We start from the raw sequence: 26,404 nt of genomic DNA on the forward strand, positions 1-26,404 counted from the left end.
TTTTGATACTCGTAGTTTACTTCGCGAGCACCAGGGTATTCACGTCGTCTTCGACGTAGTAAAAGCCGTCGCCTTCCGGCGTCATTGCGATGCCGAACAGGTCGCCGTTGCCCGGCGGCGATTGCGCCTTGTCGGTATCGATCCAGCGTGCGTAGATCTGCTTGCCGGTCGCGGGGTCGATCTCGACCACCTGGCCGTTCAGCGCGTTGGTCACGAGCAGGTGGCCGTTCGGCGCGGTGGCCATCGCGAGCGGACGGTGCAGCAGGCCGTCGGCGGTCAGCTCGCGGCCGACGCCCGCGCTGGTGTCGCGCGTGAGCGGATCGTCGATTTCGGTGATGCGGTTGCCGATCGCGTCGGACACGTACAGCAGTTTCTGATCGGCCGACAGCGCGAGGCCGGTCGGCCCGACGAGGAACACGCCCTTGTCGGCCTGCGCGCCGAAGCCGCTGCCGATCACGGTTTCCTTCTTCACGACGGGCGGCTTGCCTTCCGGCACGTCGAGGTCGAGGCGCAGCACGGTGGCCTGCTTGAACACCGGTGGATTGCCGTCCGCGCCGCCGACGCCGAAGCCCGCGTTGCTGACGAACAGCGTCGCGCTCGTGCCGTTATCGACGACCGCCATGTTGCCCCACGGGTCGTTGATGTTCGGGCTCGTGATCGTCGACGCGATCTTGCCCTGCGGGTCGATCACGATCAGGCAGCCGGCGCCCTTGGTGCCGGTCGTGCCGTCGTTGCTCGGCGTGCTGCCGACGATCACCCAGCCCGACTTCAGCATCGTCATCGCGGTCGACAGGCCGATGCCGCCCGGGCATTCCTTCAGGTCGCGCGGCACGGTCGCGAACACCGTCATCTGTTTGGTGTCCGGGTGATAGTTGACGATCGTGCTGCCGGTGCCCTGCAGGTTCGTCGAGTTGTTGAAGTTGCCGACCAGCACGTCGCCTTTCTTGATCGTGCCGGCGCTGACCGGCGCGACCACGATCGCGTACGGGTTCTGGTCGCCGTTATCGGGCACGGTGTTGATCAGCGTCGTGTGATGCTTGACGGTTTCGAGGAAGCCTTGCGGCTCGGCGTATGCGCTGGCGGCCGTCGCGAGAACGGCGGCGCCTGCTGTTGCGGCGATCAGGGCCCGCGCGGCGCGCGGCGAAAACTTGCGCGTGGGTTGGTTCACGATTGGGCCTCCGTGCGGGTGCACAAAGCGGTGATGGCGATGAGGATCGAAAGCATGGGAAGTTGCTGGTCCGGTTGCGTATGGTTGCGTGTAGTTGCGGATGGGGTCGCCGCGGGCGGCATCAGAAATTGATTATGGTCCGCACGCCGACGACGAACGTATTGCGCAGCGGCTGCGTCGGGTCGTTCGGATTCTGGCCGGCGCCGGCATTGAAAGTGTATTGCGCGTCGGCCTGCAGTTGCCACCATCCATTGACCTGGTACTGATAGGTCGCCTCGAGCGCGGTTTCGCTCGTGCGCACGCCGTACGGGCCGCCGCTGAAGGCGCGGAAGTCCTGATCGAGTCCGTTCACGTGATTGCCGACCTTGATGTAGGTCAACGCGAGGCCGGCGCTGTCGTCGTCGCGGCCCTTGAACGGCGCCTTCAGCACGATGCCGAGGTTGGCCGCGAGGCTCACGAGATTGCGGTCGCCCGGCGCGCCCATCACGCGCGCGAAGACGCCGAGGCTGCGCGGCTCGTCGGGGTCCGGACGCCAGATCATCTGGTCGGCGACCGCGTAAATGCTGTAGTTGCCGCTGTGATTCGCGGGATTGCCGCTCGACGCCGGATTCGCGAGCGACAGACCCGTGCTGTCGTAACGCTGATCCGCGAACTTGTTGGTGTTGTACCAGACGCCGATCTTGTACGTGCCCGGCAGACCGTTGTTGCCCATGCCGACCATTTCACCCTCGGCCGGCTGGTTGATCGAGTATTGCAGTTCGCCGATCCACAACGCGCCGTTGTGCAGGTTGAAGTTCGTCCCGCTCATGTTGTCGGGATTGTTGCCGAGCGGGTCGCCCGAATACACGCCGGCGAGCGCGGTCAGCGACGGCGTGATCTGGCCGCGCACCCGCACGCCGAGGCCCGAAAGCGGATAGGCGGGGCCGCCCGACGGCATGTCGTACGAGGGCAGCGCGGGCCAGCCGAACATCGTGTTGAGGAACAGCGCCGCATACGAGCTCGTGATGAATTCCTGATCGATACTCTGCTGACCGATCTTGACGTCGACGCGCTTGTTCAGGAACGACTGCTGATACCAGAGTTCCCACAGACGCGTCGCGTCATCGGCTTCGATGCCGCTCGCCGTGTTCAGCGTGCCGAGCTTGTTTGCGCTCAGGTTGGCGCCGTGAATCTGCAGCGCGCTGACGTTGAAGAGGCCGCCCGGCAGACCGAATGCCTTTTGCGTGTCCATCTGCACGGTGGCGGTCGTGAGGCCGTCGTAGTCGGCGCCGCGCGCGAGACCGCCGCGCAGATTGGCGAGCACTTCGCTGGTTTCGGTGAGCTGGAACGTCACGCCGTATTTGCCGAGCCACGGCCGCAGACCGCCGATGTCGCCGAGCATCTGTTCGCGATTCCAGAAACCGGTCCACTGGTTCGTCTGGGTCGCCTGGATTTTCAGGTCGGCTTCGGGCGCTTCCGGATTCGCATCGGGATTGGTCTCGGCCATCACCGCGTTGGCGGTCAGCGAGGCCCACGCGAGGGCCGTGCACAGAGCGACGCGCCGCATCGAGGGCAAACGCGTACGATGAGTTGCGCCGGTGCGTGCCGAGGGGTCGCAAAAAGGACGCGCGCGGGAGCGCACTCCATTGAGTTGAGCGAACTTCATCGAGATCCTTATTAGTGTAGTTTCGACTGATCTGAGCAACGTTGCGACTGCCTGGCGCGAACTCGCGTATTCCCGGGATACCGGGCAGTAGATGGCGTGATCGTACGCACGCGAATTGACAGAGTCAACACAAATGAGAACGATTCTCATCAATATTACTGACATGTAAATCAATGATTTACGGACTACCCATAAATGGCATTAGCGCGTAATCGATCGTTAATAACTATGTAAATAGATCGTATTGGTGTGGTCATACAGAACGTGTCGTGACGTCGCGTGTCGAAGCGCACGATTAACCCGAAAGCCCTAAGTAAGGAGATGGAAATGAATCGACGCATTCTTCTGATTTCGCTGCTGACGAGCGCCGGTCTGTTGACGGGCGGCGCGGCGCAGGCGCAGTTGAACCTGAAGCAGTTCGGTGTCGGCGGCGGCGGCGACAATTCGGCGGGAGGCGGGGCGGCCGGCATGCTCGGCAATGCGCTGGGCGGCAATTCAGCCAGCGCTTCCTCGGGCGGCGTGTCGCAGTTGTTGCAGAACTACGTGGGCGCGAATCAGCAGGTATTGAGCGGCCAATCGAGCCTCGCGTCGGCGATGGGCATGTCGGGCGCGGCCGGCCAGGCGCAACAGGCGGCGGGTCTGTTGAGCGGCGGCACGCCGTCGGTGAGTCAGTTGACGCAGGTGGGCAGCACGCAGCAGTCGCTGTCGCAGAAGCTGACCGATGCGTTCGCGAGCCACGCGAGCGGCGGCGCGTCGTCGGCACCGGTCGACAAGCAGGCGTTCACCGATGGACTATCGTCGCTCGGCAAGGGCGTGAGCCAGTATTCGAGCCTGAAGTCGGGGCTCGGCGGCATCGGTCAGATGAGTCCGACCGCGCTGCTGCAATCGGGCGTGAATCCGCAGACCGCGCAAAGCGCATCGTATATCGCGCAGTCGGCGCCGGGGCAGTTGCAGTCGCTGATGTCGACGCTCAGCTCGGCCGTGCAGTTCGCGTCGAGCCACGGCATTACGGTGCCGTCGATCGCGACGTCGGCGTTGAAGGGGATGTAGGCGCGACGGTCATGGCGGGGTTACGGAAATACGTTGCTCTTCGGCATCGCCACCCCATGCCGCGCCTGCGTCGAAAGCGGCTATGATCGTTTGCGCCGGCCCGCGAGCGCCGAATCCGCAACCCAACCGGAACTCCGCCGATGTCTCATACCGTCAATCTGGACAACTACTTCGCCCGCATCGGCTACACCGGCCCGCGCGCGGCCACGCTGGACGTGCTGCGGGCGATTCACCGGCTGCATCCCGCGGCAATCCCGTTCGAGAACCTGAATCCGCTCACGCGCCGTCCGGTCAGGCTCGATCTCGAATCGGTCGAGCGCAAGCTCGTCGCCGAACAACGCGGCGGCTACTGCTTCGAACAGAACACGCTGTTCGCAAACGTGCTGATGCAGCTCGGTTTCAGGATCACGCCGATGCTCGGGCGCGTGCTATGGGGCCGCGAGTCCGGCGCGATCCCGCCGCGTACGCATATGGTGCTGCGCATCGATATCGACGGCGATGCGTGGATCGCCGACGTCGGCTTCGGCAGCGTGACGCTCACCGCTCCGCTGCGTCTGATCGCGGGGCTCGCGCAACCGATTCCGCTCGGCACGTTCCGTCTCGCCGACGCCGGACACGACATGCTGTATCTCGAAGTGCAGATACCCGGCGAAAGCTGGGCGCGCGTCTATCGCTTCGATCTGTGCCCGGTCGAATGGATCGATTACGAAACCTCGAACTGGTACACGTCGGCGTCGCCGGACTCGGTGTTCGCGCATAACCTGATGGTGTGCCGCGTGTTGTCCGACGTGCGCGCCACGCTGTTCAACGACCAGTTGAGCGAACGCGACGGCGCGGGGCAGCTCGTCACCGAGCGGCGCATCGCGAGCGCCGCCGAACTGGCGGACTGTCTGCGCGAGCGCTTCGGCCTGAACCTCGAGGGCATCGATATCGCCGATGTATTCGAGCGCGTGCGCACGCGCGAGGACACCGCATAAAGGAGAGCCGCGATGCTCACGCGCATGATCCTGCAGTCGCTCGCATGGCTCGTCTTCATGGGCGTGCTGTTGTTCGGCGCGGCCGGGACGCTCGCGTGGCCGGCCGCGTGGTGGTATCTGATCGAGCTGGCGCTGTTGAGCCTGTGGCTCGGCTCATGGCTCGCGCGTTACGATCCCGCGCTGCTCGCCGAACGGCTCGCGCCGTTCGTGCAGGCGCAGCAGAGCCGCTGGGATCGTCTGTTCGTGGCCGCGCTCGGAATCGTGTGGGTCGGCTGGATGATCCTGATGGGCTTCGACGCGATGCGCTTTCGCTGGTCCGCGCCGTTGCCGCTCGGGCTCGTGAGCTTCGGCGCGCTGTGCGTGTTCCTGTGCATCGTGCTGTGCCGTTTCGTATTCCGCGCGAACAGCTATGCGGCGCCGATCGTGAAGATCCAGGCGAGCCGCGGGCACAAGGTCGCCGACACCGGTCCTTATGCGTATGTCCGTCATCCGATGTATGCGGCCGCACTGCTGTTCTTTCTCGGCACGCCGCTGATGCTCGGCTCGTGGTGGGGACTCGTCGCGCTGCCGGTGATGGCGTACGGCTTCGCCTGGCGCGCGGTGCGCGAGGAACGCATGCTCGCCGAACAGCTCGACGGCTACCTGCAATACATGGAACGGGTGCGCTACCGCTTCGTGCCGTTTATCTGGTAGCGCGCCGACAAAACGCTCGCCGCCAGCGTCGAAGCGGGTAAGATTGGGTCCGGCCGCCGGAGAATTCGGCCACGGCATACAACATGTACGACCGGCGTACCACCCACGAGGTTTGGAGTGAAAACAACTACACAGGCGCACAAGGCGCCCGCCGCACAGGCCGGGCAGAAGCAGAACCCCGCCGAACGCAATCGCGACACGCCGGTCAAGGCGATGCCCGCCTATGAACAGATCAAGCGCTACGTGATGCAGCGCATCAGCGACGGCGAATGGAAGCCGGGCGGACTGATCCCTTCCGAAACGGAGCTGGTCAAGGAATTCGGCGTCGCGCGCATGACGGTGTCGCGCGCGCTGCGCGAGCTGACCGCCGAGCGCGTGCTCACGCGCGTGCAAGGCTCGGGCACGTTCGTCGCGCCGCAGCGGTATGAATCGACGGTACTCGAGATCCGCAATATCGCCGATGAAATCGCCGCGCGCGGTCATCGCCATGCGGCGCGCGTGCTGACGCTCGAACCGGGCGACGACCCCGATGCGCTCGAAGCACTCGGTCTCGCGAGCGGCCCGGTGTTTCACTCGTGCATCGTGCACAGCGAAGAAGACGAGCCGATCCAGTACGAGGACCGCTACGTCAATCCGAAGGTGTTTCCGGAATATCTTCAGCAGGACTTTTCGGTCGAAACGCCGAATCACTACATGATGCGGCTCGCGCCGGTGCAGCGCGCCGAGTTTCGCATCTATGCGCAAAAGCCGGACGCCTACGTGCGCCGGCATCTGATGATGGAGATCGGCGAGCCGTGTCTGCTGCTGTGGCGGCGCACGTGGGTCGGCGAGAACGTCGCGACGTCGGTGCGGCTATGGCATCCGGCGTCGCGTTTTCATCTGGCGGGGACGGTGTAATCCCAACCCGCGCTTCAATCTTCAACCCTGGCGCTGCGACGTACTTGGCGAAAAACGGCAGCCGAGCCGATAGCGCGAGCCCGGATGCACGAAACGCGCGAACGTCACCGCCACGCCGCCCGTCCACGTGCGGCGCGTCAGCGTGAGGCAGGGTTCTTCCGGGTGGATTTCCAGTAGCTCGGCCTCGGCGGATGTCGGCAGCGCCGCGTCGACAACATGTTCGAGATCGTGCATCGGCACGACCGTCAGCAGATACTCGGAGGGCTTCAATGCCGAGAAATCGTGCTGCAGGAAATCCGGTGCGACGGCCGGATTCACGTAGCGATCCTCGAGCTGCACCGGCAGGCCGTTCTCGCGGTGCACGCAGATCACATGAAACACCGATGCGCCGGGCGGCAGCCCCAACGCATTCGACACCGTTACCGACGCGGTCTCGCGCTGCAACAGCGTCATGTCGCAACGATACGCATGGCCGCGCGAGCGGATCTCGTCGCCGATATGGGCGATCATCAGCAGCGTCGATTGCGGCTTGTTCGGCGCGACGAACGTGCCGACGCCGGACACGCGCGTGACGAGCCCCGCGTCGGCGAGTTCGCGCAGCGCTCGATTGACCGTCATGCGCGAGACGCCGAGCGTCGCGACGAGATCCAGTTCGGACGGCAGACGATCGCCCGCCTGACGCTGGCCCGACTCGATGATCTGGCGGATATGCTGCTTGACCTGCTCGTAGCGCGCGGCCGGCGCGTCGTCGGTCGTGCGCGCGGTCCGCGCCGCGGTGCCCGGCGCGTGAGCAGCGAGTTTGCCGCGAGGCTTGGAGCGAAGGGTCGAGCTCATATCGGCTGGGTGTCGTCGGGGCCGCGCGTCCAGAACGCATTGCGGTCGAAATAGTTCTGCAGGAATTGTCGCAGACGCGGCTGGGCGGCATCGTGAAAGACTTCGCGCGGCTTGCCCTGCACGGCAATGCGCCCTTGGTCGATGAACACGACCTTGTCGGCGACCTGCGCGGCAAAGCCCATTTCATGCGTGACGACGGCCATCGTCATGCCGTCGCGCGCGAGCTGCTTCATCACCTGCAGCACTTCGCCGACGAGTTCGGGGTCGAGCGCCGAGGTCGGCTCGTCGAACAGCATGATGTGCGGTTCCATTGCGAGCGCGCGCGCAATCGCGACGCGCTGCTGCTGGCCGCCCGACAGTTTCGCCGGATACGCGTCGCCCTTTTGCGCGAGGCCGACCGTCTCCAGTATCGCATTCGCGCGGCGGCGCGCTTCGTCGCGCGACAGCCGCCGCACGCGCAGCAGCGCCTCCATCACGTTGCCGAGCGCGGTCATGTGCGGCCACAGGTTGAACTGCTGGAACACCATGCCGACGTTGCGGCGCACGCGATTGATTTCGCCCTGCGATGCGCGCACGCGGCGGCCGTTGCGCTCGGTATAGCCGAGCAGTTCGCCTTCGATGCGCACGTCGCCCTGATCGTAGGTTTCGAGCGCCGCGATACAGCGCAGCAGCGTGCTCTTGCCCGAACCGGACGGCCCGATGATGCAGACCACTTCCGAGCGCGCGATCTCCAGATCGACGCCGCGCAGCACGTCGACGTCACCGAAGCGCTTGCGCAGATCGCGCACTTCGATCAGCGGCGCGGCGTGCGCCGGGACGATGGCGGGAGACGCGGAAGAGGGCATGTCGGTGATGGCGTTCATAGGTGTTTCCAGATCCTGGATCATGCCATGAAGCGCGCGAGGCGGGTTTCGGCCCACATGCCCGCGCGCGAGGTCAGCTCGACCAGCGCGAGGTAGCACACGCACAGCACCAGCAGGGTTTCGACGAAAGCAAACGTGGCTGAGCCGATGCCGGTCAGCACGAACGTGAGTTCGGGCACGGTGACGATCGACAGCACCGCGGTTTCCTTGCTCAATACGATGATCAGGTTGGTCAGCGCCGGCACGATCAGCACCAGCATCTGCGGTGCCTGGATGCGCAGGATCGCCTGCCAGCGCGTGAGCCCGAGGCACGACGCGGCTTCGAGATGGCCGCGCGGCACCGACTGGAAGCCGGAGCGGAACGCTTCGGCGAAATACGCGCTGCCGTACAGGCCGAGGCCGAGTATGCCGGCCGTCATCGGTTCGAGCGTGAGGCCGAACGACGGGCCGCCGTAGTACAGCAGAAACAGTTGCACGAGAAACGGCGTGCCGCGAAATAGCTCGATATAGACGCGCAGCGCGCCGCGCACCCAGCGTCCGCAGAAGAGTTGCAGCACCGCGATCAGAAAGCCGATCACGAGACCGATCGCGACCCCCGCGGCCCAGGTGACGAGCGTCGTCGCGAGGCCGGCGGCGATCGGCTGCAGGTTGTGCGTGATGACGGTGGGGTCGAACGTTTGCATGGCGGGGTTCGGGTGAGCGCGGGGCGATCAGGCGTGCCGCAAACGGTATTCCGCGGCGTGCGCGACGAGCGCGAGCGAACCGCAGATCACGAAGTAGATGAGCCCGGCCGCCACATACGCTTCGAGCGGCCGGTACGTGCTCGCGGCGATGTTCTGCGCGGTGCGGGTGATTTCGGCGACGCCGACCACCGAGATCAGCGACGACGCCTTGATCAGCAGCACCATTTCGTTGACGAGCGACGGCAGCGTCAGGCGGAACGCCTGCGGCACCAGAATGCGCCGCAGCGTATCGAGCGGCGACAGCCCGAGCATGCGCGCGGCTTCGAGATGCCCCGGCGGAATGCTCAGAAAGCCGCCGCGCAGAATTTCGGCGATATACGACGCGGAGCACAACGACACCGCGCTGATCGCGGCGACGATCGGCGACACGTTGATGCCCGCGAACGGCAGCAGGTAGTACACGAGCAGCAGTTGCACGAGCATCGGCACGCCGCGAAAGAAGAACACATAGGCGCCCCCCGCGAGACGCGCGGCGCGATGCCGCGAAAGCCGCGCGGTGCACACGCCGATGCCGACGAAGAAGCCGATCACGAGCCCCGTCAGCGAAATGCCGATGGTGGCGAGCGCCGCGTGCAGCAGCAGCGGCAGGCCCTGAACGAAGACGGTCGTGTTGAACATGACGATGACGGCCAGTGAGACACGAAGGGCGACGCGCGCGATGACAACGCGCGCATCGCCCGCATCGGGAACGCTCAGTAGTTCGGCGTGGGCAGCGTGGTCGGCACCTCCATCGCGACGCCGAACCATTTCTTCTGCAGCGCGGCGAGACGGCCGTCGTTGTGCATCTTCACGAGCGCGGCGTTGAACGCGTCGGCGAGCGGCTTGCTGTCGGCGTCCTTGCGTAGCGCATACGCAAAGTACACGTTCGCGCCGAACGGCGGCTGCACGACCGCGAACATTTCCGGGCGCTGCTTCGCGACATACGCGATGTTCGTCACCGAGTTCGCGACCGCCGCGATACGGCCGGCGGCGAGGTCCGCGTAAGCCTGGTTGTTGTCGACGTACTCGCGGATTTCAGGCGGCTTCGGCAGCGTGGCCACATAGCTCTTCAACTGGTCGAGCTGCGCGGTGCCCTTGCCCGCGCCGACCGTCTTGCCCGCGATATCCGCCGACTGCTTGATCGACGCATCGTTCGCGCGCTTGAGCAGCGCGTCGGTCGCGTCGGCGACGGGCAGCGTGTACGTGTAGCGTTCCATGCGCGCCTTCGTGACCGTCAACGGGCCGCCCACCATGTCGAACTTGCCTGCTTCGAGACCCGGCAGCACGCTCGGCCACGGCAGGTCGATGAAGCGCACTTTCACGCCGAGCTCCTTGCCGATCTCCGCGAACAGATCCTTGTTGAAGCCGGCCTGTTGACCGTTCTCGAGGAAGTCGAACGGCGCGAACTGCATTTCGGTGCCGACCACCAGTTCGCCGGCCTTCTTCACTTTGGCGAGCTGGTCTTCAGCGTGGGCGGCGACGCTTGCCGCGCACAGCGCCAGCATGACCAGACTCGATTTCCAGCCTGCAAGGATACGCATGGGATTCTCCGGGGAGCAAACAGGTGTTGAGGTGTCGGGGTGTTGAAATGTTTTCGGAGCGCGTCGCGCACGGGCCGCCCGTCGCGCTTCATGCACGGCAGTATATACCGCGTTTCCGGCGAAAAATAAATGCTTGCGTGAGTAGAGAAAAGCCCTGATATGAAGGTGTGTAAAGCAACTTGCAGGTGCGCTTTTGGCGGTATATACAACTGCAATGAAAGCGGCGTGGCGCTGGACTTCGCAGCGCTTCGCGCCGCGTCTTGCGTCGGCCGGATGCCGGATGCGCCGGCCGATGCAACCGATTCATCGATCCCTGAAGGAGCAGCGCGATGTCCGTGACCCGCATTCCGATCATCGATCTTGCCGGCGTACGCGCGGGCGACCCGCACGCACTACGGCGCGTCGCGAAGGAAATTCACGAGGCGTGTACGACGATCGGCTTTTTCTACATCGTCAATCACGGCGTGCCGCAAGCGACGATCGACGCCGCCGCGCAGGCCGCGCGCACGTTCTTTGCGTTCCCGGTCGACACGAAGCGGCGCGCGGCGGTCAATCACCGGCATCGCGGTTTCAATGCGCTCGGCGACGCGACGATGTATCAGGCGAAGCGTCCCGACTACAAGGAGTTTTTCAGCATCGGGCTCGAGTTGCCGGAAGACGATCCCGACGTGCTGGCGGGCCAGGCGCTGCGCGGACCGAACAACTGGCCGGACTTCATGCCGGAGCTGCGTCCGGTGCTGTACGGCTATTACGAGGCCGTCGGCGCGTGCGGCGCGGATCTGCTGCGCGCGGTCGCGGTGAGTCTCGGCATCGATGAAAACTTCTTCGCGCCACGCTACACGAAGCGCATGCAGCGCACACAGATGGTGTATTACCCGCCGCAGCCGCCGCAATCGGACGAGGATCAGTTCGGCGTCGCGCCGCATACCGACTACGGCTGCATCACGCTGCTGTGGCAGGACCAGGTGGGCGGCCTGCAGGTGCGCGAAATCGCCAACGATACGTGGATCGACGCGCCGCCGATCGAAGGCAGCTTCGTCGTGAACGTCGGCGATCTGCTCGCGCGCTGGACCAACGACCGCTTCCGCTCGACGCTGCATCGCGTGATCAATGCGTCGGGGCGCGAGCGCTATTCGATCGCGACGTTCTACGATCCGACCTACGGCGCGCTCGTCGATCCGCGCGAACTCGGCGCGAGCGACGCGCAAGTCAAATACCAGCCGGTCGCGGCGGGCGACTACATTCTCGGCCGCATCAACGACTCGATGGGCTACCGCAAGAAACACGCCGCTTCGGCTTCGGCTCAACAAGGGACCCCTGCATGACGGATCAGCGCATCACTCACGATGAAACACCGGCCACCGCGCCGCTCGCGGCAACGCTCGACGCGTTGCGTGCCGCGCTTGGCGAGGACGCGGTGCGCGTCGGCGAGCAGATCGGCGAACACGCGATGACCGACTGGACGCGTCACGAGCCGACGCGTCCGGCGGCGCTGCTGCTGCCACGCACGACGGAGGAAGTTTCGCGCGCTCTCGCGATCTGTCACGCGGCGTATCAACCGGTGGTGCCGCAAGGCGGCATGACCGGGCTGGCGGGCGGCGCGATCGCGCGCGCCACCGATATCGCGCTGTCGCTCGAACGCCTGACCGGCATCGAAGAACTCGACGCCGCGTCGGCCACGCTGACCGTGCGCGCCGGCACGACATTGCAGGCCGCGCAGGAGGCCGCCGGGGAAGCGGGCTTCGAACTCGCGCTCGATCTCGGCGCGCGCGGCTCGTGCCAGATCGGCGGCAATCTCGCGACCAACGCGGGCGGCAATCGCGTGATCCAGTCCGGCACCGCGCGCGACCAGGTGCTCGGGCTCGAAGTGGTGCTGGCCAACGGCGACGTGCTGAGCTCGCTCGGCAAGATGGTCAAGAACAACACCGGCTACGACCTGAAGCACTGGTTCATCGGCTCGGAGGGCACGCTCGGCGTGATCACGCGCGCGGTGTTGCGATTGCATCCGCGGCGCGCGGCGCGTCATACGGCGCTCGTCGCGCTCGATAACTACGATGCCGCGGTGAGCCTGCTGCGCCATCTGGCGACGCGCTTCGGCAACGACATCGGCGCGTTCGAGATCATGTGGCCGGACTTCTACGACTTCGGCGTGAAGCTGACGGGCACGCGCTCGCCGTTCGACGCAGCGCATCCGCTGTATGCGCTGATCGAACACGCGGGTTTCGATGCGGACGACGACGGCGAACGCTTTGCGCAAGTGCTGAGCGATGCACTCGAAGCGGGCGCGCTGCGCGACGCGGTGATCGCGCAGTCGGTTGCCGATGCACGCGCGTTATGGGCGATCCGCGAATGCACGGCGGAGTTTCCGGCCCGGCTCGATCCGATCAACTTCGACGTGAGCCTGCCGATCGGCGGCATCGGCGCGTTCGTCGACCGTTGCCGCGCGGCACTCGATCAGCGCTGGCCCGGCAACGAAGCGTATTTCTTCGGCCATATCGGCGACTCGAATCTGCATCTGACGGTAGACGGCCATTCGGTGCCCGGCGTCGATCATCACGCGGTCTATGCGTTCGTCTACGAGATGCTGGGGCCGTTGCACGGCTCGGTGTCGGCGGAACACGGCATTGGATCGCTCAAGCGCGAGTTCCTGCCGATTTCCCGCTCGCCCGCTGAACTCGCGGCGATGACCGCGATCAGGCACGCGCTCGATCCACGCGGCATTCTGAATCCGGGCAAGCTGTTCTGAGGTCGGGCGCGGCGCGCGCCGTTTTCAATCGTCAATGCGCGGTGACCGAATCGAGCCCGGTCGAGCGAACCGTTTCCTGCACGGCCGGCGACGCCAGATAGTCGAGCAGCGCCTTCGCTTCCCGCGGATGCGGCGCGTTCACCGGAATGCCGGCGGCAAAGCGCGTGACCGATTGCACCGACTCCGGAATCTTGCCGACGAATGCCGCGCCCTTCACCGGCAGCAACTCGCTGACCTGCTGGAAGCCGATTTCGTATTCGCCGTTCGCAACCACCGACGCGACCGGAATCTTCGGCACCATCTTCGCTTTCGCGCTGACCTGATCCTCGATGCCGAGCCGCTTGAACAGCTCGCGCTGAATATAGACGCCGCTCGCGCTGTCCGAATAGGCAATCGATTTCGCGTGCAGCAGCGCGTCCTTCAAGCCTTCGACCGTGCTGATATCGGGCTTCGGCGCGCCGTCGCGCACGACCATGCCGATGCGCGAATCGGCGAGCTCCACGCGCGAAGCCGGGATGACCTTGCCCTGCTTGATCAGATCGTCGAGTGCATAGCCGACCATGATGACGACGTCCGCGGATTCGCCGCGCGCGAGCCGGTTCGGAATCGCTTCGGGCGATTGACCCATCGACGGTCCGAGGATCGTGTCGAGCGTGTTGCCGGTCGTTGCCGCGAACTTCGGCCCGAGCGCTTTATAGGCGGCGGTGAAGCCGCCCGAGGTCATTACGTGAAGTTCCGCCGCCTGTACGTTGGTGGCGGCGACGGTGTTGCCGAGCAGGCCGGCGGTGAACAAGGCCAGAAGGAATTTTTTCATCGTATCGAGTGCAAAGTGAATGAAGGCGCGACGAAAGCGGGGTGTGGGCCTGGCCGCGCGTGGCGCAACAGGAACGCAACACGAACCATACCGGAAGGCGGGCGCGACGAGAACCCGTCACGCGCAGATAACGCGCCGCGCCTCTCCACGCAGGGCGCCGCCGTCAATGCGCATTCAGATACTGCACGATCACCGGGTAAACATCGACCGCCGCGTTCTTGCCGAACATGCAGTCGATGTGTCCATAGCCCGGAATCAGATGCCGCTCATACGGCTGCTCGGGGAAGCGCTCGCGCAACATGTCGTAGGTGCGCGCGGTGCTTTCGGGCAGATAGGTCTCGTTCTTCTCGCCGTGAATAAAGCCGATCGGCAGACGCATTCCCGCCAGTCCTTTCGTGCCGTTCGCGCCGGTCAGGTACACGTCGTCGCCGTTCGCATCGACGACCTTGCCGGCCCGCACCATCGCGGCCAGATGCTTGAAGACCGCCACGTCGTGAATGCCGAACAGTTCCTGCAGGTTCGCATGCAGCGTTTCGTTGAGCTTTTCGTGCTCGTAGAGCAGGCCGTACAGGAACGTCGCGCGATGACAGATCGGACTGCCGCAGCCTTCGTCGTGATCGAGCGGGTAGAGGCGCAGTGCCTCGTCGAACAGGTTCGCGGGCCACGAGTCCTCCTGCGTATAGGCAGTCAGATCGCGCACGCGCAGATGCTGCATCAGGTCGGGAATATGCAAGCCGGCCTTGATGCGCTGCAGCGTGCCCGGCACCGGATGCGCGGCTACCTGCGAAATGACCGCCGAGCGCACGCCCTCGAGTTTATGCATCAGCGACATGCTCAGCGCGAGCCCGCCCATGCAATGACCGAGCACCTGAATGTTCGGCGCGCCGGTCAGCTCGCGAATCTTCGCGACCGCGGCGGGGATGTCCTCGCGCGCGACCTTGTCGACGTTGGTCGGCACCAGCACGCTCGGCAGCTCGATGCTCACGCGCAGATCGACGAGCCACACGTCATAGCCCGATGCGCACAGATATTCGACGAGATTGGTCGGCGTCAGATCGGTCGAAAAGATGCGGCTCGATACGCCCGAGCCGTGAATCAGCAGGAGCGGCTTCGCGGGCTTGCCGGCGCCCGGGTCGAAGTAGCGCGTGAGCTTGAGCGTCGTGCCGTCGGGTGTCTTGAAGAACGTGATTTGCGGCGGCGGCGCGCGCAGCGTGCGCTTCGCGCGCGGCGGCAGGCTGGGATCGTAGAACTGCAATGGCGCGGCCACCCCACCGTATTCGGTGAACAGCACACCCGCGAAGAACCTGCCGAACTTCAGTGTCCATTCGAGGCGCGTTTTCAGATCGGGCGCATGCGTGACTTCGAGCGTGCGCTGCTGCTTCAGGAAGTTCTCCGGCGTGATGACCAGCTTCGCGGTGCCGATCGCGGGCGCGTCGTCCCGCGCGGACTCGCGAATCTCCGCATACAGCGTGTTGGTCTGCTCCCACAGATTGATCGGCGACGTGCGGGTAATGATCTTCTTGCCGGTCAGATAGTAGGTCTTGCCCTCGGCCGCGTTGAGCGTCATGTGGTAAGTCATGTTGCGCTCGTCCACGTCCGATGCATTGACGATGAACAGATTGAAGGTGCCGTCCGTGATCGTCAGCGGTTGCGCGGACAGCGCGGGGCAGGTCAGCGTGCCGGCCGTGCGCGCGAGATGATCCGGGTTGGCGAGCATATCGGCCAGATCGTCCGATTCGACCGTCAGCGTGAATTCGATCCGGCTCTTCGCGGGCTCGCCGGCCGCGGCCGGGGCGGGCGTGCCGGTGTAAGTGCCGACCATCGTCTCCGTGAAGCGCAGGCCGATTTTCTGCGCGGGCGGCGCGGCGGCCGTGCCCTTCGACGTGTAATCGATCGGCCAGTCATGCGCTTGCGCGAGCAGCGCGCAATTGCGCTCGGCGAGCGCGGAGATGGTCAGCAGCGGATTCACGCCGAGCGACATCGGCATCACGGCGCCGTCCATCACGTAGAGGCCGTCGTGTACCGCGTCGCCGGCCGCGCCGCTGAACACGCGGCCCCTATGATCGACCACGCCGTGCTGCGCATCCTCACCCATTCCGCAGCCGCCGAGCGGATGCACGGTGACGGTGCGCCGGCCGAGAATCTTCGTCGAAATCGGGTTGCGCAGGTATTTGCCGCCGAGCGGCACGGTGGCCTTGATCAGCACGTTTTCGATCGTCTGGAAGACCGGCTGGCGGCCCGCGTTCTTCCATTCGAGGCGCGCGCGGCCTGTGTCGTCGATCGTGATGCGGCCGTTTTCGTCGTCGTGCGCCATCACGAGATAGCTTTGCGTGTGATTGAGCGCGCCGTGATACGGGCCGCGAATCAGGCTGTCGAGCGAGCGCGCCTCGTAGGCGATCCGCTCGGACAGCGACGGCGGCCCGGCGGCATCGACGCCTTCGAGCGGCGCGACCGCGCCGAGCATGGCGACCAGCGCTTCGCCGACGGCGCCGGCGAGCGAGCCTTCCTCGATCACGTAGCCGTCCGTGACGTTCGGCACGTATTTTTCATCGCGATTGTCGATCAGACCGGTGATGGTCGGCCCGACCGCCGGAATGTCGCCCTTCTTGTGCGGGCCCCAGCCGACGCCGTTGATCGTCTCTTTCGTGTTGTACGCGAACGCGAGCACGTCGCCGTTGCCGGTGAAATGCTGCCCCAGCAGGTCGGACGTGCTCAAGCCCGCTTTGCGCGAGCGCAGCAGCAGCGCGGTCGAGCCGATCGTGCCCGCCGCGACGATGACGATATCGGCCAGCACGAACAGATCCGGCGCGTCATAGCTTTCGCGCCCGAGATCCACGAGCTGGAAATTCACCTTCCATTGCTGCGTGTCCGGATCGCGCAGCACCGAATGCACGGCCGTGCCGGTGAAAATCCGTGCGCCATGCGCGACCGCATCGGGCAGATAGTTCATATGGGTCGAGTTCTTCGCGTCGTAGTTGCAACCCGAGTTGCAATCGCCGCAACCGACACAGGCCTGCTGCTCGACACCGGCCTCATTCGGGCCTTCCTTGAACGTGACGGTGATCGGCGGGCGGCTGAAGCGGTTTGCCATGCCGAGCGCCTGCGCCGATTTTTCGAGCGCCTGCAGCTTCGGCAGCGTCGGGAAGTTCGCGGGCACGGATGACGGCGACAGCATCTTTCGCGCGCGCGCGTAGCCTTCGTCGCGCCCGGTCTTGTCGTGACGCAGCGCGGCCGGCCAGCGCGGGTCGTCCCACAGGCGCGGGTCGGCTTCGAGCGCGACGTTCGCATTGATCAGCGACGTGCCGCCCAGACCGCAGCCGACCACCGCGTTGACGTCCTCGTTCACGTGCACTTCCAGCAGCGCGAGCGGCGAGCCGATCTGCGCCTCGGCCGTGTTGTACTGGATCTGCTCGGCCCCCTGTACCGGCGTGCGCGGGTATTCGCCGGCCATGAATTCGCGTCCGCGCTCGAGCACGCACACGCTGCGGCCCGCGCGCGCCATGCGGCTCGCGGCAATCGCGCCGCCGTAGCCCGAACCGATCACGACCACCTCGTAATGCCGTTGCAGCGCCGTCGGCGCGCTCGATAAGCGGTTCATCAGGACCACCTCGTCTGGAATGGGATGTTGTGGGGAGACGGAAGCCTTGCTTCGGAACAAAGACGGCATGCGGCGGCAGCTTTTTTATCGTAGGCGGAATGCGCGCGCAAAAAAAGCGCGCCGTGGAGGGCGCGCAGCCGTAGCGTGCGACGTGTCAGGATGCATGACGGAGCGGCCGTTGCCGGTCCCCCACCGGACCGCCGGTCATGCGTAGGTCCCATCGCTTTCTGTGTGGCCTGTGATGCGGCTTTCTGGCGAGCCGGCTGCACGGGCGGGTAGTCAGGAGCCTTTGATGCGCCCTCTCGAGTTATTTCCCCGTGGTCTCCCGTGGCCTGTTACGCGGCCACTTCATTCATTTCGCTATCGCTCGATTCGGCCGCGAGCAGATTCAGCGCGATCAGGATCGCCGCGCGATTTTCGATGTCGATCTCGATGCCGAGCACGTCGGTGAGCCAGCGGCCGATCTTCGTATTGGAAAATTCGCCGGCGCCGGCCGTCTTTTTCATCGTGACGCCGAGTTTGACGGCGCGATAGTGATAAGAGGGGACCCGATGCTGAGCCGCCACCGCCGAGAGCCCGCCTTTTCCTTCCGAGCACCAGCCGAGGCTGCCGGCCAGCACGATGCGCTCGGGTTCGTCGAGACCTTCGATGAACTCGCGCGCCGCGCACCGTACGCGCTGTTCGTCGAGGCCATACTGCAGCAGCACGCTTTGCACCGGATCCTCGAGCGCCTGCGCGTGCAGATCGATTTCCTGCGTCATGCCTTCGTTTTCCATCGACACGTTGCGCTGATGGCACGCGCTGCGCAGGCAGTCGATCAGATAGCGGCGAAAATACGCGCACACCGCGTAGCTGTTGGACGGCGCGCTGTCGGCGCAGGCGCTCGTTTCGGTGTGGCCGGGCGCGAGGCGCAGCACCTTCGCGTAGATGAACTGCGCGACCAGTTCTTCCTTGTCTTCGCCGAGCGCCTGCAATTCGAGCGGGTGGTAGGTCCGCAATGCACGCTTGACCAGTTCGACCATCGACACCATTTCGTCCGCGGACAAGCGGGTGCGCCTGCGCCACAGGTCGGGCAGGATCGCGTCGTCGAGTTGGCGGGCGAACTCGTAGCTCGGGACTGCGCCCATGGAAACCTCCGTCAAGGGGTGGGACAGGGAGCGCGGGAACCGGGCGGTGAGCCGCCAGGCGTGGGATGCCGCCTGAGATGCCGCGCTGAAACGTGAATGCAGTATGGTTCGCGGCAAGGCCTTCGCCTATATGGATTAAGTGTTAGCTGATGGGTAAACTGCCGGGTAAACCTTCTGACGAGTTGTAACCGATTCGTCTGAGGAGTGGGTAGCCGGCGCAGGCGGCGCAGGGGAAAGCCGCGCCGCGTGGAATGGGGTGCCGCGCGGATTCACGGGGATCCGGCGGGGTTTTGCGCGACTTTGGGCGGCTCGCGTGCAATCGAGCCAGAGCCCGGTCGCCTTGACGAAGTCGCCGAGCCCCGACACCGATAAAACTGCATGGGATCGGAGTAAGTGCTCGAGCGCTCACTCCGATCGACAAAGGAGACCGCGTGATGCGGGCCGACCCGATTCAGCGGGCAATCGACGAAGACGTGGTGCGCGTGCTGTACGCGCAGGATCCGATTGCTTTCTTTTCGCACTGGTTTTCGATCGCGGTGCTGGTCGCGATCTACTGGCCGCACGTGCCGTCGCCGCCGCTCTTTATCGCATGCTTCGGCTTTTATGCGGCGGCCAATTGCGCGAGCCTCGCGCTGTGGATCTGCAATCGCCGCTATCCGCATCTCGTGTCGCCGCGCGACTGGATTTATCTGCACGCGGTGCGCGGCGTGTTGCTGTACAGCGGACCGGGCTTCGCGGTGTGGTTCGCGTTCCAGAGTCCGCAAACCGATCTGCCGCTGTTGCACACCGTGATGCTCGTGACGCTCGCGGCCGGCGTGTTCATGTCGAACGGCTTCGATCTGCTGAATTTCTCGACCTCGATTCCCTTCCTGCTGTTTCCGTCGATCGTGCTGCATTTCGGCTCGCATACGTTCGATCGCACGATTCTCGCGATCGTCCTCGCGTTCTTCTTCTGCGCGATCAACGTCTATGCGATGAGCTACCGCAAGCTGTTTCGCCAGGTCGTGCAGGCCCGCGTCGATCAGCAGTACCTCGCGGAATCGCTGGCGGCGCAAAAGCGCGTCGCCGAGGAAGCGAGCCTCGCGAAGACACGCTTTTTCGCGGCGGCAAGCCACGATCTGCGTCAGCCGCTGCATGCGATCGGCCTGCTCGCGGCGTCGCTCAACGATCCGGCGGCGACGCCCGCGCAGCACGCGAAGACGGCCGGACATATCGTCTACAACGTCGAGGCGCTGAACCAGTTGTTCAACCAGGTGCTCGATCTCGCGCGGCTCGAAAGCGGCGTGACCCAGGTGATCCGGCTGCATTTCCGGCTCTCCGAGCTGTTCGAGCGGGTCGGCAGCCAGTATCGTCCGCAGGCCGCCGCGAAGGGGCTTGCGCTGCGCATCGCGCCGACCTCGATGGTCGTGTACGACGATCCGGTGCTGCTCGAGCGCGTGCTGAGCAATCTGCTGTCGAACTCCGTGCGTTACACCGACGAAGGCGCGATCTGGCTGGGTCTGCGGCGCGCGGGACGGCCGAAGGGCGGCTATGTCGAAGTGCGCGATTCGGGCGTCGGCATTGCGCCGGAGGAGCACGAGCACATTTTCGAGGAGTTCTATCAGGTCGCGAATCCGCAGCGCGATGCGCGCCAGGGTCATGGGCTCGGGCTGCCGACCGTGAAGCGCCTCGTCGGCCTGCTCGGCGGGGAGCTGCAACTGCGCTCGGCGCCGGGCCGCGGCTCGGTGTTCCGTTTTCCGGTGCAGGCGGGCGACCCGAGCGGCATCGTCTCGAGCCTGAACGACTCCGAAGGGGCCGGCTCGGCCGCGCAGGGGCGCAATGTGCTCTGCATCGACGACGATCCGTCGATTCTCGAAGGCCTCGCGAGTCTGCTCGAGCGCTGGGGCTGCGGCGTGCATGGCGTACGCGACGAAGTCGAAGCGCTCGCGGTGCTCGCGGGCGACTTCGTCCCCGACGCGGTGCTGTGCGATTACCAGCTCGCGAATCACCGCACCGGCGCGCAGGCGCTGACGGCGGTGCGCGCCGCACTCGCGCGCACGGGGCACGGCAACGTCGTAACCCTGCTGATTACCGGCGATATGGCGTCGGCGGAACTGGCGGCGCTCGCGTCGCAGGGCATTCCCGTGCTGCACAAGCCCGTCACGCCCGCGCGTCTGCGGCGCACGCTCGAAATGCTGTGGCAGCAGGCGGAGCTGAACAAGGGGCGGGAGGCGGGGGCGCCGGCGTTGGGACAGGATGCGGCGGGCGCCGCTGTGATGCGCCCCGTGGCCGTTCGGGCGGGTGAACCCGGCGAGTCCCGCGAAGCGGCGGGCTCGCCGTAAGCCGGGACGGGCGCCGGGCGCGCGGCGAAACGCGCTGGCCCGCCATCCCATCCCGACGCCCTGGAAAACCCGCAGCCAGAAACGCTACAACGTCTTCCCGGCTTCGAGCCAGCCGTTGATCACCGCAATCGCGGTCGAGCGGTTATGCACGCCGAGCGCCCGGAAGATCACCGACAGATGCACCTTGACGGTGCCTTCCGCGACGCCGAGGTCGCGCGCGATCATCTTGTTGGTCCAGCCGCGATGCACGAGCCGCATGATGTCCTGCTGACGCGGCGACAGGTTTTCCAGCAAATGCTGCTGATGCGGCTGCAGCGCCGGGACCTGGGTGAGCGGTTCGATCCGGCCGGCGGCGGCCTGGCCAGGCGCGGGCGCGGCAGAGGCGGATTGCGCGGCGGCGATCTGGGCGGACATGCCGGCCGCCACTGCATCCGCATTGGCGCTCGACGCGGCGCTTCCGCATGCGGCCGCCGTCTCTCGCGAACCCAGCAGACTCAGCGCCTCCATCGGCACATACGCGCCACCGGAGAGCACCAGCTCGATCGCCTTCAGCATCACGCTGGCGGGCTGCCGCTTCGGCACGAAGCCGAGCGCGCCGGCCGCCAGCACCGCGCGCATTTCGTCGGGTGATTCCTCCGCGGACAGCACCACGACCGGCAGCGCCGGATTTGCCTTGAGCAGGGTTTCGAGCGACGTCGCGCCGCTCATGCCCGGCATATGCAGATCGACGATCGCGAGATCGTGATTCGCATCGGGCCGCGCGGCGGTCGCGAGGGTTTCCCAGCTATCGGCTTCGTCGAACTGGGCTTCGGGATCGAAACCGCGCAGCATCCCCTTGACGCCTTGCCGGATCAGTTCATGGTCGTCGGCCACAAGAAACTTCATGATGTCTCCGCGAGTCGAGCCTGTCCGTTAAGGGCTGGCGCCATTGCAGGGGGCGTTGTTGCAAAGTCTTCTGCTTCTGTTCTCGTGAAACGCATCATGGCCGGTTTTCCCGCGCTTCTGTGTCGATCTCCGGGCCACCCGGCGAGTCGATCCGTATGCCGCTTTCCGTGCGATTTTGGTGGCGCGGTTATTGACGCCGCCGTGGCCAGGATCGTTGCCGCTGTCCTGGTCACGCTCGCCGCCGCGTTGAGTGCCGCTTCGTTGCCGCATCCGGTACCGCTTCGACCCGCTGTTGTCCCGCTCCCTTGCCGTGCTTCGCGCGGCTTTGCTTGACCGTTTCGACGCGCGTGACCGGCTGCCGGCATGGTTCGCTATGCTACGTGATGTGTAAGGCAGGTCTCTCGCGCATAGGTTCCGGCTTGCTACGTAGACGAGTCGCGCGAACCATTTTTGAAGCGGTTCGCGCGCGATCCGGCAGGTTATGCCCGCTGATTGGCGCGTTAATTAACGCATTGATTGGCGTGTATTCGCGCGGCGCTATCCGACCGCAAACAACGTCGCATTCATCAGAAGCCTGAACGCGAAACCGAGCGACATCGCCGCGGCCACGCCGAAGCACCAGAGCGCGATGAACCAGAGCCAGCCCGGCAGCTTGCGGGCGGCGCGGGAGCCCGCGGGGTCAGTGATAGTGATGTTGGTCGCCATGACGCACCTTGCCTCGAAAGATCCAGTAACCCATCGTCGTGTACGCGATGATGATCGGCAGGATCACCGCCGCGCCGGCCAGCGTGAACGTCTGGCTCGTGCGCGGCGCGGCGGCTTCCCACAGCGTCATGCTCGACGGAATCGCGTACGGCCACAGGCTCACGAGCAGCCCGAGGTAGCCGAGCAGCACGAGCGTCAGCGCGAGCACGAACGGCGTGTTGTGATGCCGCGCGCGCACCGCGCGGTGCATGAAGAACGTGCAGATCGCGACGAGGAACGGCACCGGCAGCAGTCGATAGAAGATCCCGTCGTGGAACCAGCGTTGCGCGATGCCCGCATCCATCAGCGGCGTCCACAGGCTCACGATCGCGATGAAGCCGAGCAGCACCAGCGTGAGCGGCCACACGACGCGATGCAGGCGGCGCTGCAGATCGCCGTCGGTCTTCGCGACGAGCCAGCAGCAGCCGAGCAGCGCATAGGTGGCGACGAGCCCGAGGCCCGTCAGCAGGCTGAACGGCGTGAGCCAGCCGAACGCGTCGCCGGCGTAGGCGCCGTCGATCACCGGGATGCCTTGCAGGAACGCGCCGAGCACGATGCCCTGGAAGAACGTCGCGCCCGCCGAGCCGCCGATGAACGCGAGGTCCCACAGGTGCTTCGTGCGGCGCGCCTTCGCGCGGATTTCGAACGACACGCCGCGAAAGATCAGGCACACGAGCATGAAGACGAGCGGCAGATACAGCGCCGACAGCACGGTCGAATAGACGACCGGAAACACCGCGAACAGTGCGGCGCCGCCCAGCACCAGCCAGGTTTCGTTGCCGTCCCATACCGGCGCGACCGTGTTCATCATCAGGTCGCGTTCTTTTTCATCGGGGAAGAACGGAAAGACGATGCCGATGCCGAGGTCGAAGCCGTCCAGCACGACGTACATGAAAAGGCCCAGCGCGATGATCGCGGCCCATACGACGGTTACGTCCATTTTTTTCTCGCTTCTGGCAGGGTTAGACGGCGTCGATCATCTGATCGGCGGCGGACAGGGGGCGGCGCGCGGTCTGCGCGGGCGTCGGCTGCGGCACGTCGTCAGGTGTGCTGCCCGGCAGCGCTGGACCCTTGCGCATCAGCTTCAGCATGTAGTAGATGCCGGTGCCGAACACGAGGAAGTAGACGACCACGAACGTCATCAGCGACAGGCCGACCTGCTGCGTGGTCAGCGGCGAAACCGCCTGCGAGGTGCGCATCACGCCGTACACGACCCACGGCTGGCGGCCCGCTTCGGTGGTGACCCAGCCGGCCAGCAGCGTGACGAAGCCGCTCGGCCCCATCGCGACGCACAGGCGCTGGAACCACTTTGCTTCGAACAGCCGGCCGCGGCGGCGCAATACCCAGGCCGCGACCGACATCGCGATCATCAGCACGCCGAGCCCGGCCATGATGCGGAAGCTCCAGAACACGACGGTCGAATTCGGCCGATCCCGCGGCGGGAATTCCTTCAGGCCGCGAATTTCGCCGTCCCAGCTATGCGTGAGGATCAGGCTGCCGAGGTGCGGAATCGACACCGCGTAGCGCGTGGTTTCCGCTTTCATGTCGGGGATGCCGAACAGGTTCAGCGCGGTGCCGCCTTTTTCGGTGTTCCACAGACCTTCGATCGCCGCGATCTTCGCCGGCTGATACTTGCGCGTATTCAGGCCGTGCTGATCGCCGACGAACGCCTGGACCGGCGTGAGAATCAGCAGCAGCCACAGCGCCATCGAGAACATCTTCTTCACGGCCGGATCGCGCCGGCCGCGCAGCAGATGCCATGCGCCGGCCGCCGCGACGACGAGCGCCGCGACGATGAACGCCGCGAGCGCCATATCCGCGAGCCGGTACGGGAATGACGGATTGAAGATGATCTTGAACCAGTCGAGCGGCACGACCTGGCCGTTGACGACTTCGAAGCCTTGCGGCGTCTGCATCCAGCTATTGGACGCGAGAATCCAGAACGTCGAGATCAGCGTGCCGATCGCGACCATCAACGTCGCGCCGAAGTGCGCGCGCGGACTCACGCGCTGCCAGCCGAACAGCATGATGCCGAGGAAGCCCGCTTCGAGAAAGAACGCGGTCATCACTTCGTACATCAGCAGCGGGCCGGTAATGGGTCCGGCGAAACTCGAGAAGCCCGACCAGTTGGTGCCGAACTGATAGCTCATGACGACGCCGGAGACGACGCCCATGCCGAAGGCCACTGCGAAGATCTTCGACCAGAACAGGCAAAGATCTTTGTAGTACGCCTTGCCGGTTTTCAGCCAGCGCCATTCGAGAACGGCGATGAAACTGGCGAGACCGATGCTGAGCGCGGGAAAAACGATGTGAAAGGAGACGGTGAACGCGAATTGAATGCGGGCGAGATCGAATGCCGATATTGCGGAGTTCATGATCGTGTTGTGCGTGATAGCCGCGTGAGCGGAGTTACGCGCGTCGACCGATGTCGGTGCGCACTGCGCTGGCAGATGACGCAAGAGTAGGGGATGGAAAGGGATTGTGTTGCGATGCGGCGTGCGTCAAAAAACCACCTTGTTTCAGGCGGCGCGCACCGATTTGTTCGGCAAGCTGTTGATGAGTATCAAGTTTTCTTCATTGCGTCGCGCGGCTCGTTTCGTGCGTTGCGGCGCGCGATGCGTCAATCGACCGCGCTGCAGCAACGATGCGCGTCACACTGCGCGGATATCCCGGTTGGCGTCGTTGTCGCGCCGTTCGCCATCAATCGACGCGGCCGTTGTCGAAGCTGGTAAGCACACGGATGAAGCCCGTCTCGCATCCGAGACACGCTTGCCAATAAGAGAGCATCTTAGTTATACGATGTCACATAAATAGAAGCGTCATACCTCATTGTTTCTTAACAGATTCCCTAGCTCGTCTATTTGAACTTAAGGGTAAGTGCCTAGTTGAAATCCACCTGGTCATCGTGGATAGTACGTTATCGTACAACATGACGATCTCGCGCGCGGCGCAGTTAAAGGAATCCCTTATGAAGAAGATTGCCCTGAGTGGCGCCGGTGGTCAGCTCGGCTCCGTGGTACGTGCTGCATTTGTCGCGCGCGGCATTCCGTTGCGTTCGGCCGCGGGCTCGAAAGTCCTGACGCCGCTCGTCGAAGGCGAAGACGTAATGAACGGCGATCTGCGCGAGCCGGCGGTCGTCGACCGGCTGCTCAACGGCGTGGACGTGCTGATCCACTTCGCCGGCACGAGCGTCGAGCGGCCGCTGCCCGAGATCATCGAGAACAATCTGCGCGGCCTCGTCGAAGTCTATGAAGGCGCGCGCCGCAACGGCGTGAAACGCATCGTGTTCGCGAGCTCGAACCACGCGATCGGCATGTATCCGGTGACCGAACACCTGAGCCTCGACTGCGAGCTGCGCCCGGACGGCTTCTACGGCCTTTCGAAGGTGTGGGGCGAGGCGCTCGCGAGAATGTACTGGGACAAACACGGTATCGAAAGCGTGTGCGTGCGCATCGGTAGCTGCCTCGAGCGTCCGACCGAGCCGCGCCACCTGAGCACCTGGTTCGGCCATGAGGACCTGATGCACTTTCTCGACCGCTGTGTCGAGGCGGAAGACGTCGGCTTCCTGACGATCTGGGGTGTGTCGGCGAACACGCGCAGCTGGTGGGACAACAGCGGCGCCGCGCGTCTCGGCTATCAGCCGAAGCAGAACGCCGAAGACTACGCCGCGGACATCCTGTCGCGCCCGAACCCGCTCGACGCGCTCGGTCAGCGCTTTCAGGGCGGCGGTTTCGTCGGCATCGACTATTCGCGCAAGGAAGACCCGGCGGTCTGACGGG

General features: G+C 65.0%; 22 protein-coding genes. 8 read left to right on the forward strand and 14 right to left on the reverse strand.

The window, feature by feature from the left end; genetic code table 11:
• Positions 1–16: 16 nt before the first annotated feature.
• Both QM685_RS20670 and QM685_RS20675 read right to left on the reverse strand, forming a co-directional pair.
• Complete coding sequence (locus tag QM685_RS20670; RefSeq protein ID WP_415118763.1) at positions 17–1,168, reverse strand: hypothetical protein; 1,152 nt, start codon at positions 1,166–1,168, stop codon at positions 17–19.
• A gap of 121 nt (positions 1,169–1,289) precedes the next feature.
• The gene (locus QM685_RS20675) at positions 1,290–2,813 is read right to left on the reverse strand and encodes a carbohydrate porin (protein WP_415118765.1); all 1,524 of its coding nucleotides are present in this window, start codon (positions 2,811–2,813) and stop codon (positions 1,290–1,292) included.
• Positions 2,814–3,140: 327 nt separating this feature from the next.
• On the opposite strand from QM685_RS20675, the gene QM685_RS20680 reads away from it, so the two are divergent.
• The 4 genes from QM685_RS20680 to hutC (QM685_RS20695) all read left to right on the forward strand — a co-directional run bounded on the left by QM685_RS20680 (position 3,141) and on the right by hutC (QM685_RS20695) (position 6,430).
• The gene (locus tag QM685_RS20680; protein WP_415118767.1) at positions 3,141–3,863 is read left to right on the forward strand and encodes a hypothetical protein; all 723 of its coding nucleotides are present in this window, start codon (positions 3,141–3,143) and stop codon (positions 3,861–3,863) included.
• 140 nt (positions 3,864–4,003) lie between these two features.
• Entirely contained in the window at positions 4,004–4,840 is an 837-nt protein-coding gene (locus QM685_RS20685; RefSeq protein ID WP_415118769.1) for an arylamine N-acetyltransferase family protein, read from the forward strand.
• A 12-nt stretch (positions 4,841–4,852) separates the two neighbouring features.
• On the forward strand, positions 4,853–5,533 hold the full coding sequence (locus QM685_RS20690; protein WP_415118771.1) for a methyltransferase family protein: 681 nt from the start codon (positions 4,853–4,855) through the stop codon (positions 5,531–5,533).
• A gap of 117 nt (positions 5,534–5,650) precedes the next feature.
• Entirely contained in the window at positions 5,651–6,430 is a 780-nt protein-coding gene (gene hutC, locus QM685_RS20695) for a histidine utilization repressor (RefSeq protein WP_415118773.1), read from the forward strand.
• Positions 6,431–6,451: 21 nt separating this feature from the next.
• Here hutC (QM685_RS20695) and hutC (QM685_RS20700) read toward each other — a convergent pair whose 3' ends face one another.
• The 5 genes from hutC (QM685_RS20700) to QM685_RS20720 all read right to left on the reverse strand — a co-directional run bounded on the left by hutC (QM685_RS20700) (position 6,452) and on the right by QM685_RS20720 (position 10,390).
• Positions 6,452–7,264, reverse strand: coding sequence for a histidine utilization repressor (gene hutC / locus QM685_RS20700; RefSeq protein ID WP_415118775.1), 813 nt, complete (start codon positions 7,262–7,264; stop codon positions 6,452–6,454).
• Positions 7,261–8,127, reverse strand: a complete 867-nt coding sequence (locus tag QM685_RS20705) for an amino acid ABC transporter ATP-binding protein (RefSeq protein WP_415118777.1) — start codon at positions 8,125–8,127, stop codon at positions 7,261–7,263. The genes hutC (QM685_RS20700) and QM685_RS20705 overlap by 4 nt, the downstream gene beginning before the upstream one ends.
• A gap of 20 nt (positions 8,128–8,147) precedes the next feature.
• Positions 8,148–8,810 (reverse strand): amino acid ABC transporter permease, encoded by a 663-nt coding sequence (locus QM685_RS20710; RefSeq protein WP_415118779.1) that lies wholly within the window; start codon positions 8,808–8,810, stop codon positions 8,148–8,150.
• 27 nt (positions 8,811–8,837) lie between these two features.
• Positions 8,838–9,488: an amino acid ABC transporter permease gene (locus QM685_RS20715; protein ID WP_415118781.1), complete on the reverse strand. Its 651-nt coding sequence runs from the start codon at positions 9,486–9,488 to the stop codon at positions 8,838–8,840.
• A gap of 74 nt (positions 9,489–9,562) precedes the next feature.
• Positions 9,563–10,390 (reverse strand): transporter substrate-binding domain-containing protein, encoded by an 828-nt coding sequence (locus QM685_RS20720; protein ID WP_415118783.1) that lies wholly within the window; start codon positions 10,388–10,390, stop codon positions 9,563–9,565.
• A gap of 329 nt (positions 10,391–10,719) precedes the next feature.
• On the opposite strand from QM685_RS20720, the gene QM685_RS20725 reads away from it, so the two are divergent.
• Together QM685_RS20725 and QM685_RS20730 are read left to right on the forward strand one after the other, a co-directional pair.
• On the forward strand, positions 10,720–11,715 hold the full coding sequence (locus QM685_RS20725) for an isopenicillin N synthase family dioxygenase (protein ID WP_415118784.1): 996 nt from the start codon (positions 10,720–10,722) through the stop codon (positions 11,713–11,715).
• Complete coding sequence (locus tag QM685_RS20730) at positions 11,712–13,136, forward strand: FAD-binding oxidoreductase (protein ID WP_415118786.1); 1,425 nt, start codon at positions 11,712–11,714, stop codon at positions 13,134–13,136. The genes QM685_RS20725 and QM685_RS20730 overlap by 4 nt, the downstream gene beginning before the upstream one ends.
• 31 nt (positions 13,137–13,167) lie before the next feature.
• On the opposite strand, the gene QM685_RS20735 is transcribed toward QM685_RS20730, so the two are convergent.
• From QM685_RS20735 to QM685_RS20745, 3 genes are all read right to left on the reverse strand, one after another.
• Positions 13,168–13,950, reverse strand: coding sequence for a substrate-binding domain-containing protein (locus QM685_RS20735; RefSeq protein ID WP_415118788.1), 783 nt, complete (start codon positions 13,948–13,950; stop codon positions 13,168–13,170).
• Between the two features lie 163 nt (positions 13,951–14,113).
• Positions 14,114–17,548: an alpha/beta fold hydrolase gene (locus QM685_RS20740; RefSeq protein ID WP_415118790.1), complete on the reverse strand. Its 3,435-nt coding sequence runs from the start codon at positions 17,546–17,548 to the stop codon at positions 14,114–14,116.
• A 335-nt stretch (positions 17,549–17,883) separates the two neighbouring features.
• Positions 17,884–18,675, reverse strand: coding sequence for a hypothetical protein (locus QM685_RS20745; protein ID WP_415118792.1), 792 nt, complete (start codon positions 18,673–18,675; stop codon positions 17,884–17,886).
• A 434-nt stretch (positions 18,676–19,109) separates the two neighbouring features.
• On the opposite strand from QM685_RS20745, the gene QM685_RS20750 reads away from it, so the two are divergent.
• Positions 19,110–20,996 carry an ATP-binding protein gene (locus tag QM685_RS20750; RefSeq protein WP_415118794.1) on the forward strand — a complete coding sequence of 629 codons (1,887 nt, stop codon included), beginning with the start codon at positions 19,110–19,112 and terminating at the stop codon, positions 20,994–20,996.
• A gap of 84 nt (positions 20,997–21,080) precedes the next feature.
• Here QM685_RS20750 and QM685_RS20755 read toward each other — a convergent pair whose 3' ends face one another.
• From QM685_RS20755 to QM685_RS20770, 4 genes are all read right to left on the reverse strand, one after another.
• Positions 21,081–21,881, reverse strand: a complete 801-nt coding sequence (locus QM685_RS20755; RefSeq protein ID WP_415118796.1) for a response regulator transcription factor — start codon at positions 21,879–21,881, stop codon at positions 21,081–21,083.
• Between the two features lie 537 nt (positions 21,882–22,418).
• Positions 22,419–22,586, reverse strand: a complete 168-nt coding sequence (locus QM685_RS20760) for a hypothetical protein (protein ID WP_415118798.1) — start codon at positions 22,584–22,586, stop codon at positions 22,419–22,421.
• Positions 22,561–23,565 (reverse strand): cytochrome d ubiquinol oxidase subunit II, encoded by a 1,005-nt coding sequence (gene cydB / locus QM685_RS20765; protein WP_415118800.1) that lies wholly within the window; start codon positions 23,563–23,565, stop codon positions 22,561–22,563. The genes QM685_RS20760 and cydB overlap by 26 nt, the downstream gene beginning before the upstream one ends.
• A gap of 22 nt (positions 23,566–23,587) precedes the next feature.
• A complete protein-coding gene (locus QM685_RS20770) occupies positions 23,588–25,000 on the reverse strand; it encodes a cytochrome ubiquinol oxidase subunit I (RefSeq protein ID WP_415118802.1) in 1,413 nt (470 codons plus the stop codon).
• 593 nt (positions 25,001–25,593) lie between these two features.
• On the opposite strand from QM685_RS20770, the gene QM685_RS20775 reads away from it, so the two are divergent.
• A complete protein-coding gene (locus QM685_RS20775) occupies positions 25,594–26,400 on the forward strand; it encodes an NAD-dependent epimerase/dehydratase family protein (protein WP_415118804.1) in 807 nt (268 codons plus the stop codon).
• Positions 26,401–26,404 lie beyond the last annotated feature (4 nt).

Origin of the sequence: Paraburkholderia sp. (genome assembly GCF_047605525.1) — a bacterium.
Lineage (GTDB): Bacteria > Pseudomonadota > Gammaproteobacteria > Burkholderiales > Burkholderiaceae > Paraburkholderia.

Bases quoted from the DNA above. Each gene is read 5' to 3' on its own strand.
- QM685_RS20675 (WP_415118765.1), bottom strand. From the start codon at position 2,813: ATGAAGTTCGCTCAACTCAATGGAGTGCGCTCCCGCGCGCGTCCTTTT.
- QM685_RS20680 (WP_415118767.1), top strand. From the start codon at position 3,141: ATGAATCGACGCATTCTTCTGATTTCGCTGCTGACGAGCGCCGGTCTG.
- QM685_RS20685 (WP_415118769.1), top strand. From the start codon at position 4,004: ATGTCTCATACCGTCAATCTGGACAACTACTTCGCCCGCATCGGCTAC.
- QM685_RS20690 (WP_415118771.1), top strand. From the start codon at position 4,853: ATGCTCACGCGCATGATCCTGCAGTCGCTCGCATGGCTCGTCTTCATG.
- hutC (WP_415118775.1), bottom strand. From the start codon at position 7,264: ATGAGCTCGACCCTTCGCTCCAAGCCTCGCGGCAAACTCGCTGCTCAC.
- QM685_RS20705 (WP_415118777.1), bottom strand. From the start codon at position 8,127: ATGAACGCCATCACCGACATGCCCTCTTCCGCGTCTCCCGCCATCGTC.
- QM685_RS20710 (WP_415118779.1), bottom strand. From the start codon at position 8,810: ATGCAAACGTTCGACCCCACCGTCATCACGCACAACCTGCAGCCGATC.
- QM685_RS20715 (WP_415118781.1), bottom strand. From the start codon at position 9,488: ATGTTCAACACGACCGTCTTCGTTCAGGGCCTGCCGCTGCTGCTGCAC.
- QM685_RS20720 (WP_415118783.1), bottom strand. From the start codon at position 10,390: ATGCGTATCCTTGCAGGCTGGAAATCGAGTCTGGTCATGCTGGCGCTG.
- QM685_RS20725 (WP_415118784.1), top strand. From the start codon at position 10,720: ATGTCCGTGACCCGCATTCCGATCATCGATCTTGCCGGCGTACGCGCG.
- QM685_RS20730 (WP_415118786.1), top strand. From the start codon at position 11,712: ATGACGGATCAGCGCATCACTCACGATGAAACACCGGCCACCGCGCCG.
- QM685_RS20735 (WP_415118788.1), bottom strand. From the start codon at position 13,950: ATGAAAAAATTCCTTCTGGCCTTGTTCACCGCCGGCCTGCTCGGCAAC.
- QM685_RS20740 (WP_415118790.1), bottom strand. From the start codon at position 17,548: ATGAACCGCTTATCGAGCGCGCCGACGGCGCTGCAACGGCATTACGAG.
- QM685_RS20745 (WP_415118792.1), bottom strand. From the start codon at position 18,675: ATGGGCGCAGTCCCGAGCTACGAGTTCGCCCGCCAACTCGACGACGCG.
- QM685_RS20750 (WP_415118794.1), top strand. From the start codon at position 19,110: ATGCGGGCCGACCCGATTCAGCGGGCAATCGACGAAGACGTGGTGCGC.
- QM685_RS20755 (WP_415118796.1), bottom strand. From the start codon at position 21,881: ATGAAGTTTCTTGTGGCCGACGACCATGAACTGATCCGGCAAGGCGTC.
- QM685_RS20760 (WP_415118798.1), bottom strand. From the start codon at position 22,586: ATGGCGACCAACATCACTATCACTGACCCCGCGGGCTCCCGCGCCGCC.
- cydB (WP_415118800.1), bottom strand. From the start codon at position 23,565: ATGGACGTAACCGTCGTATGGGCCGCGATCATCGCGCTGGGCCTTTTC.
- QM685_RS20770 (WP_415118802.1), bottom strand. From the start codon at position 25,000: ATGAACTCCGCAATATCGGCATTCGATCTCGCCCGCATTCAATTCGCG.
- QM685_RS20775 (WP_415118804.1), top strand. From the start codon at position 25,594: ATGAAGAAGATTGCCCTGAGTGGCGCCGGTGGTCAGCTCGGCTCCGTG.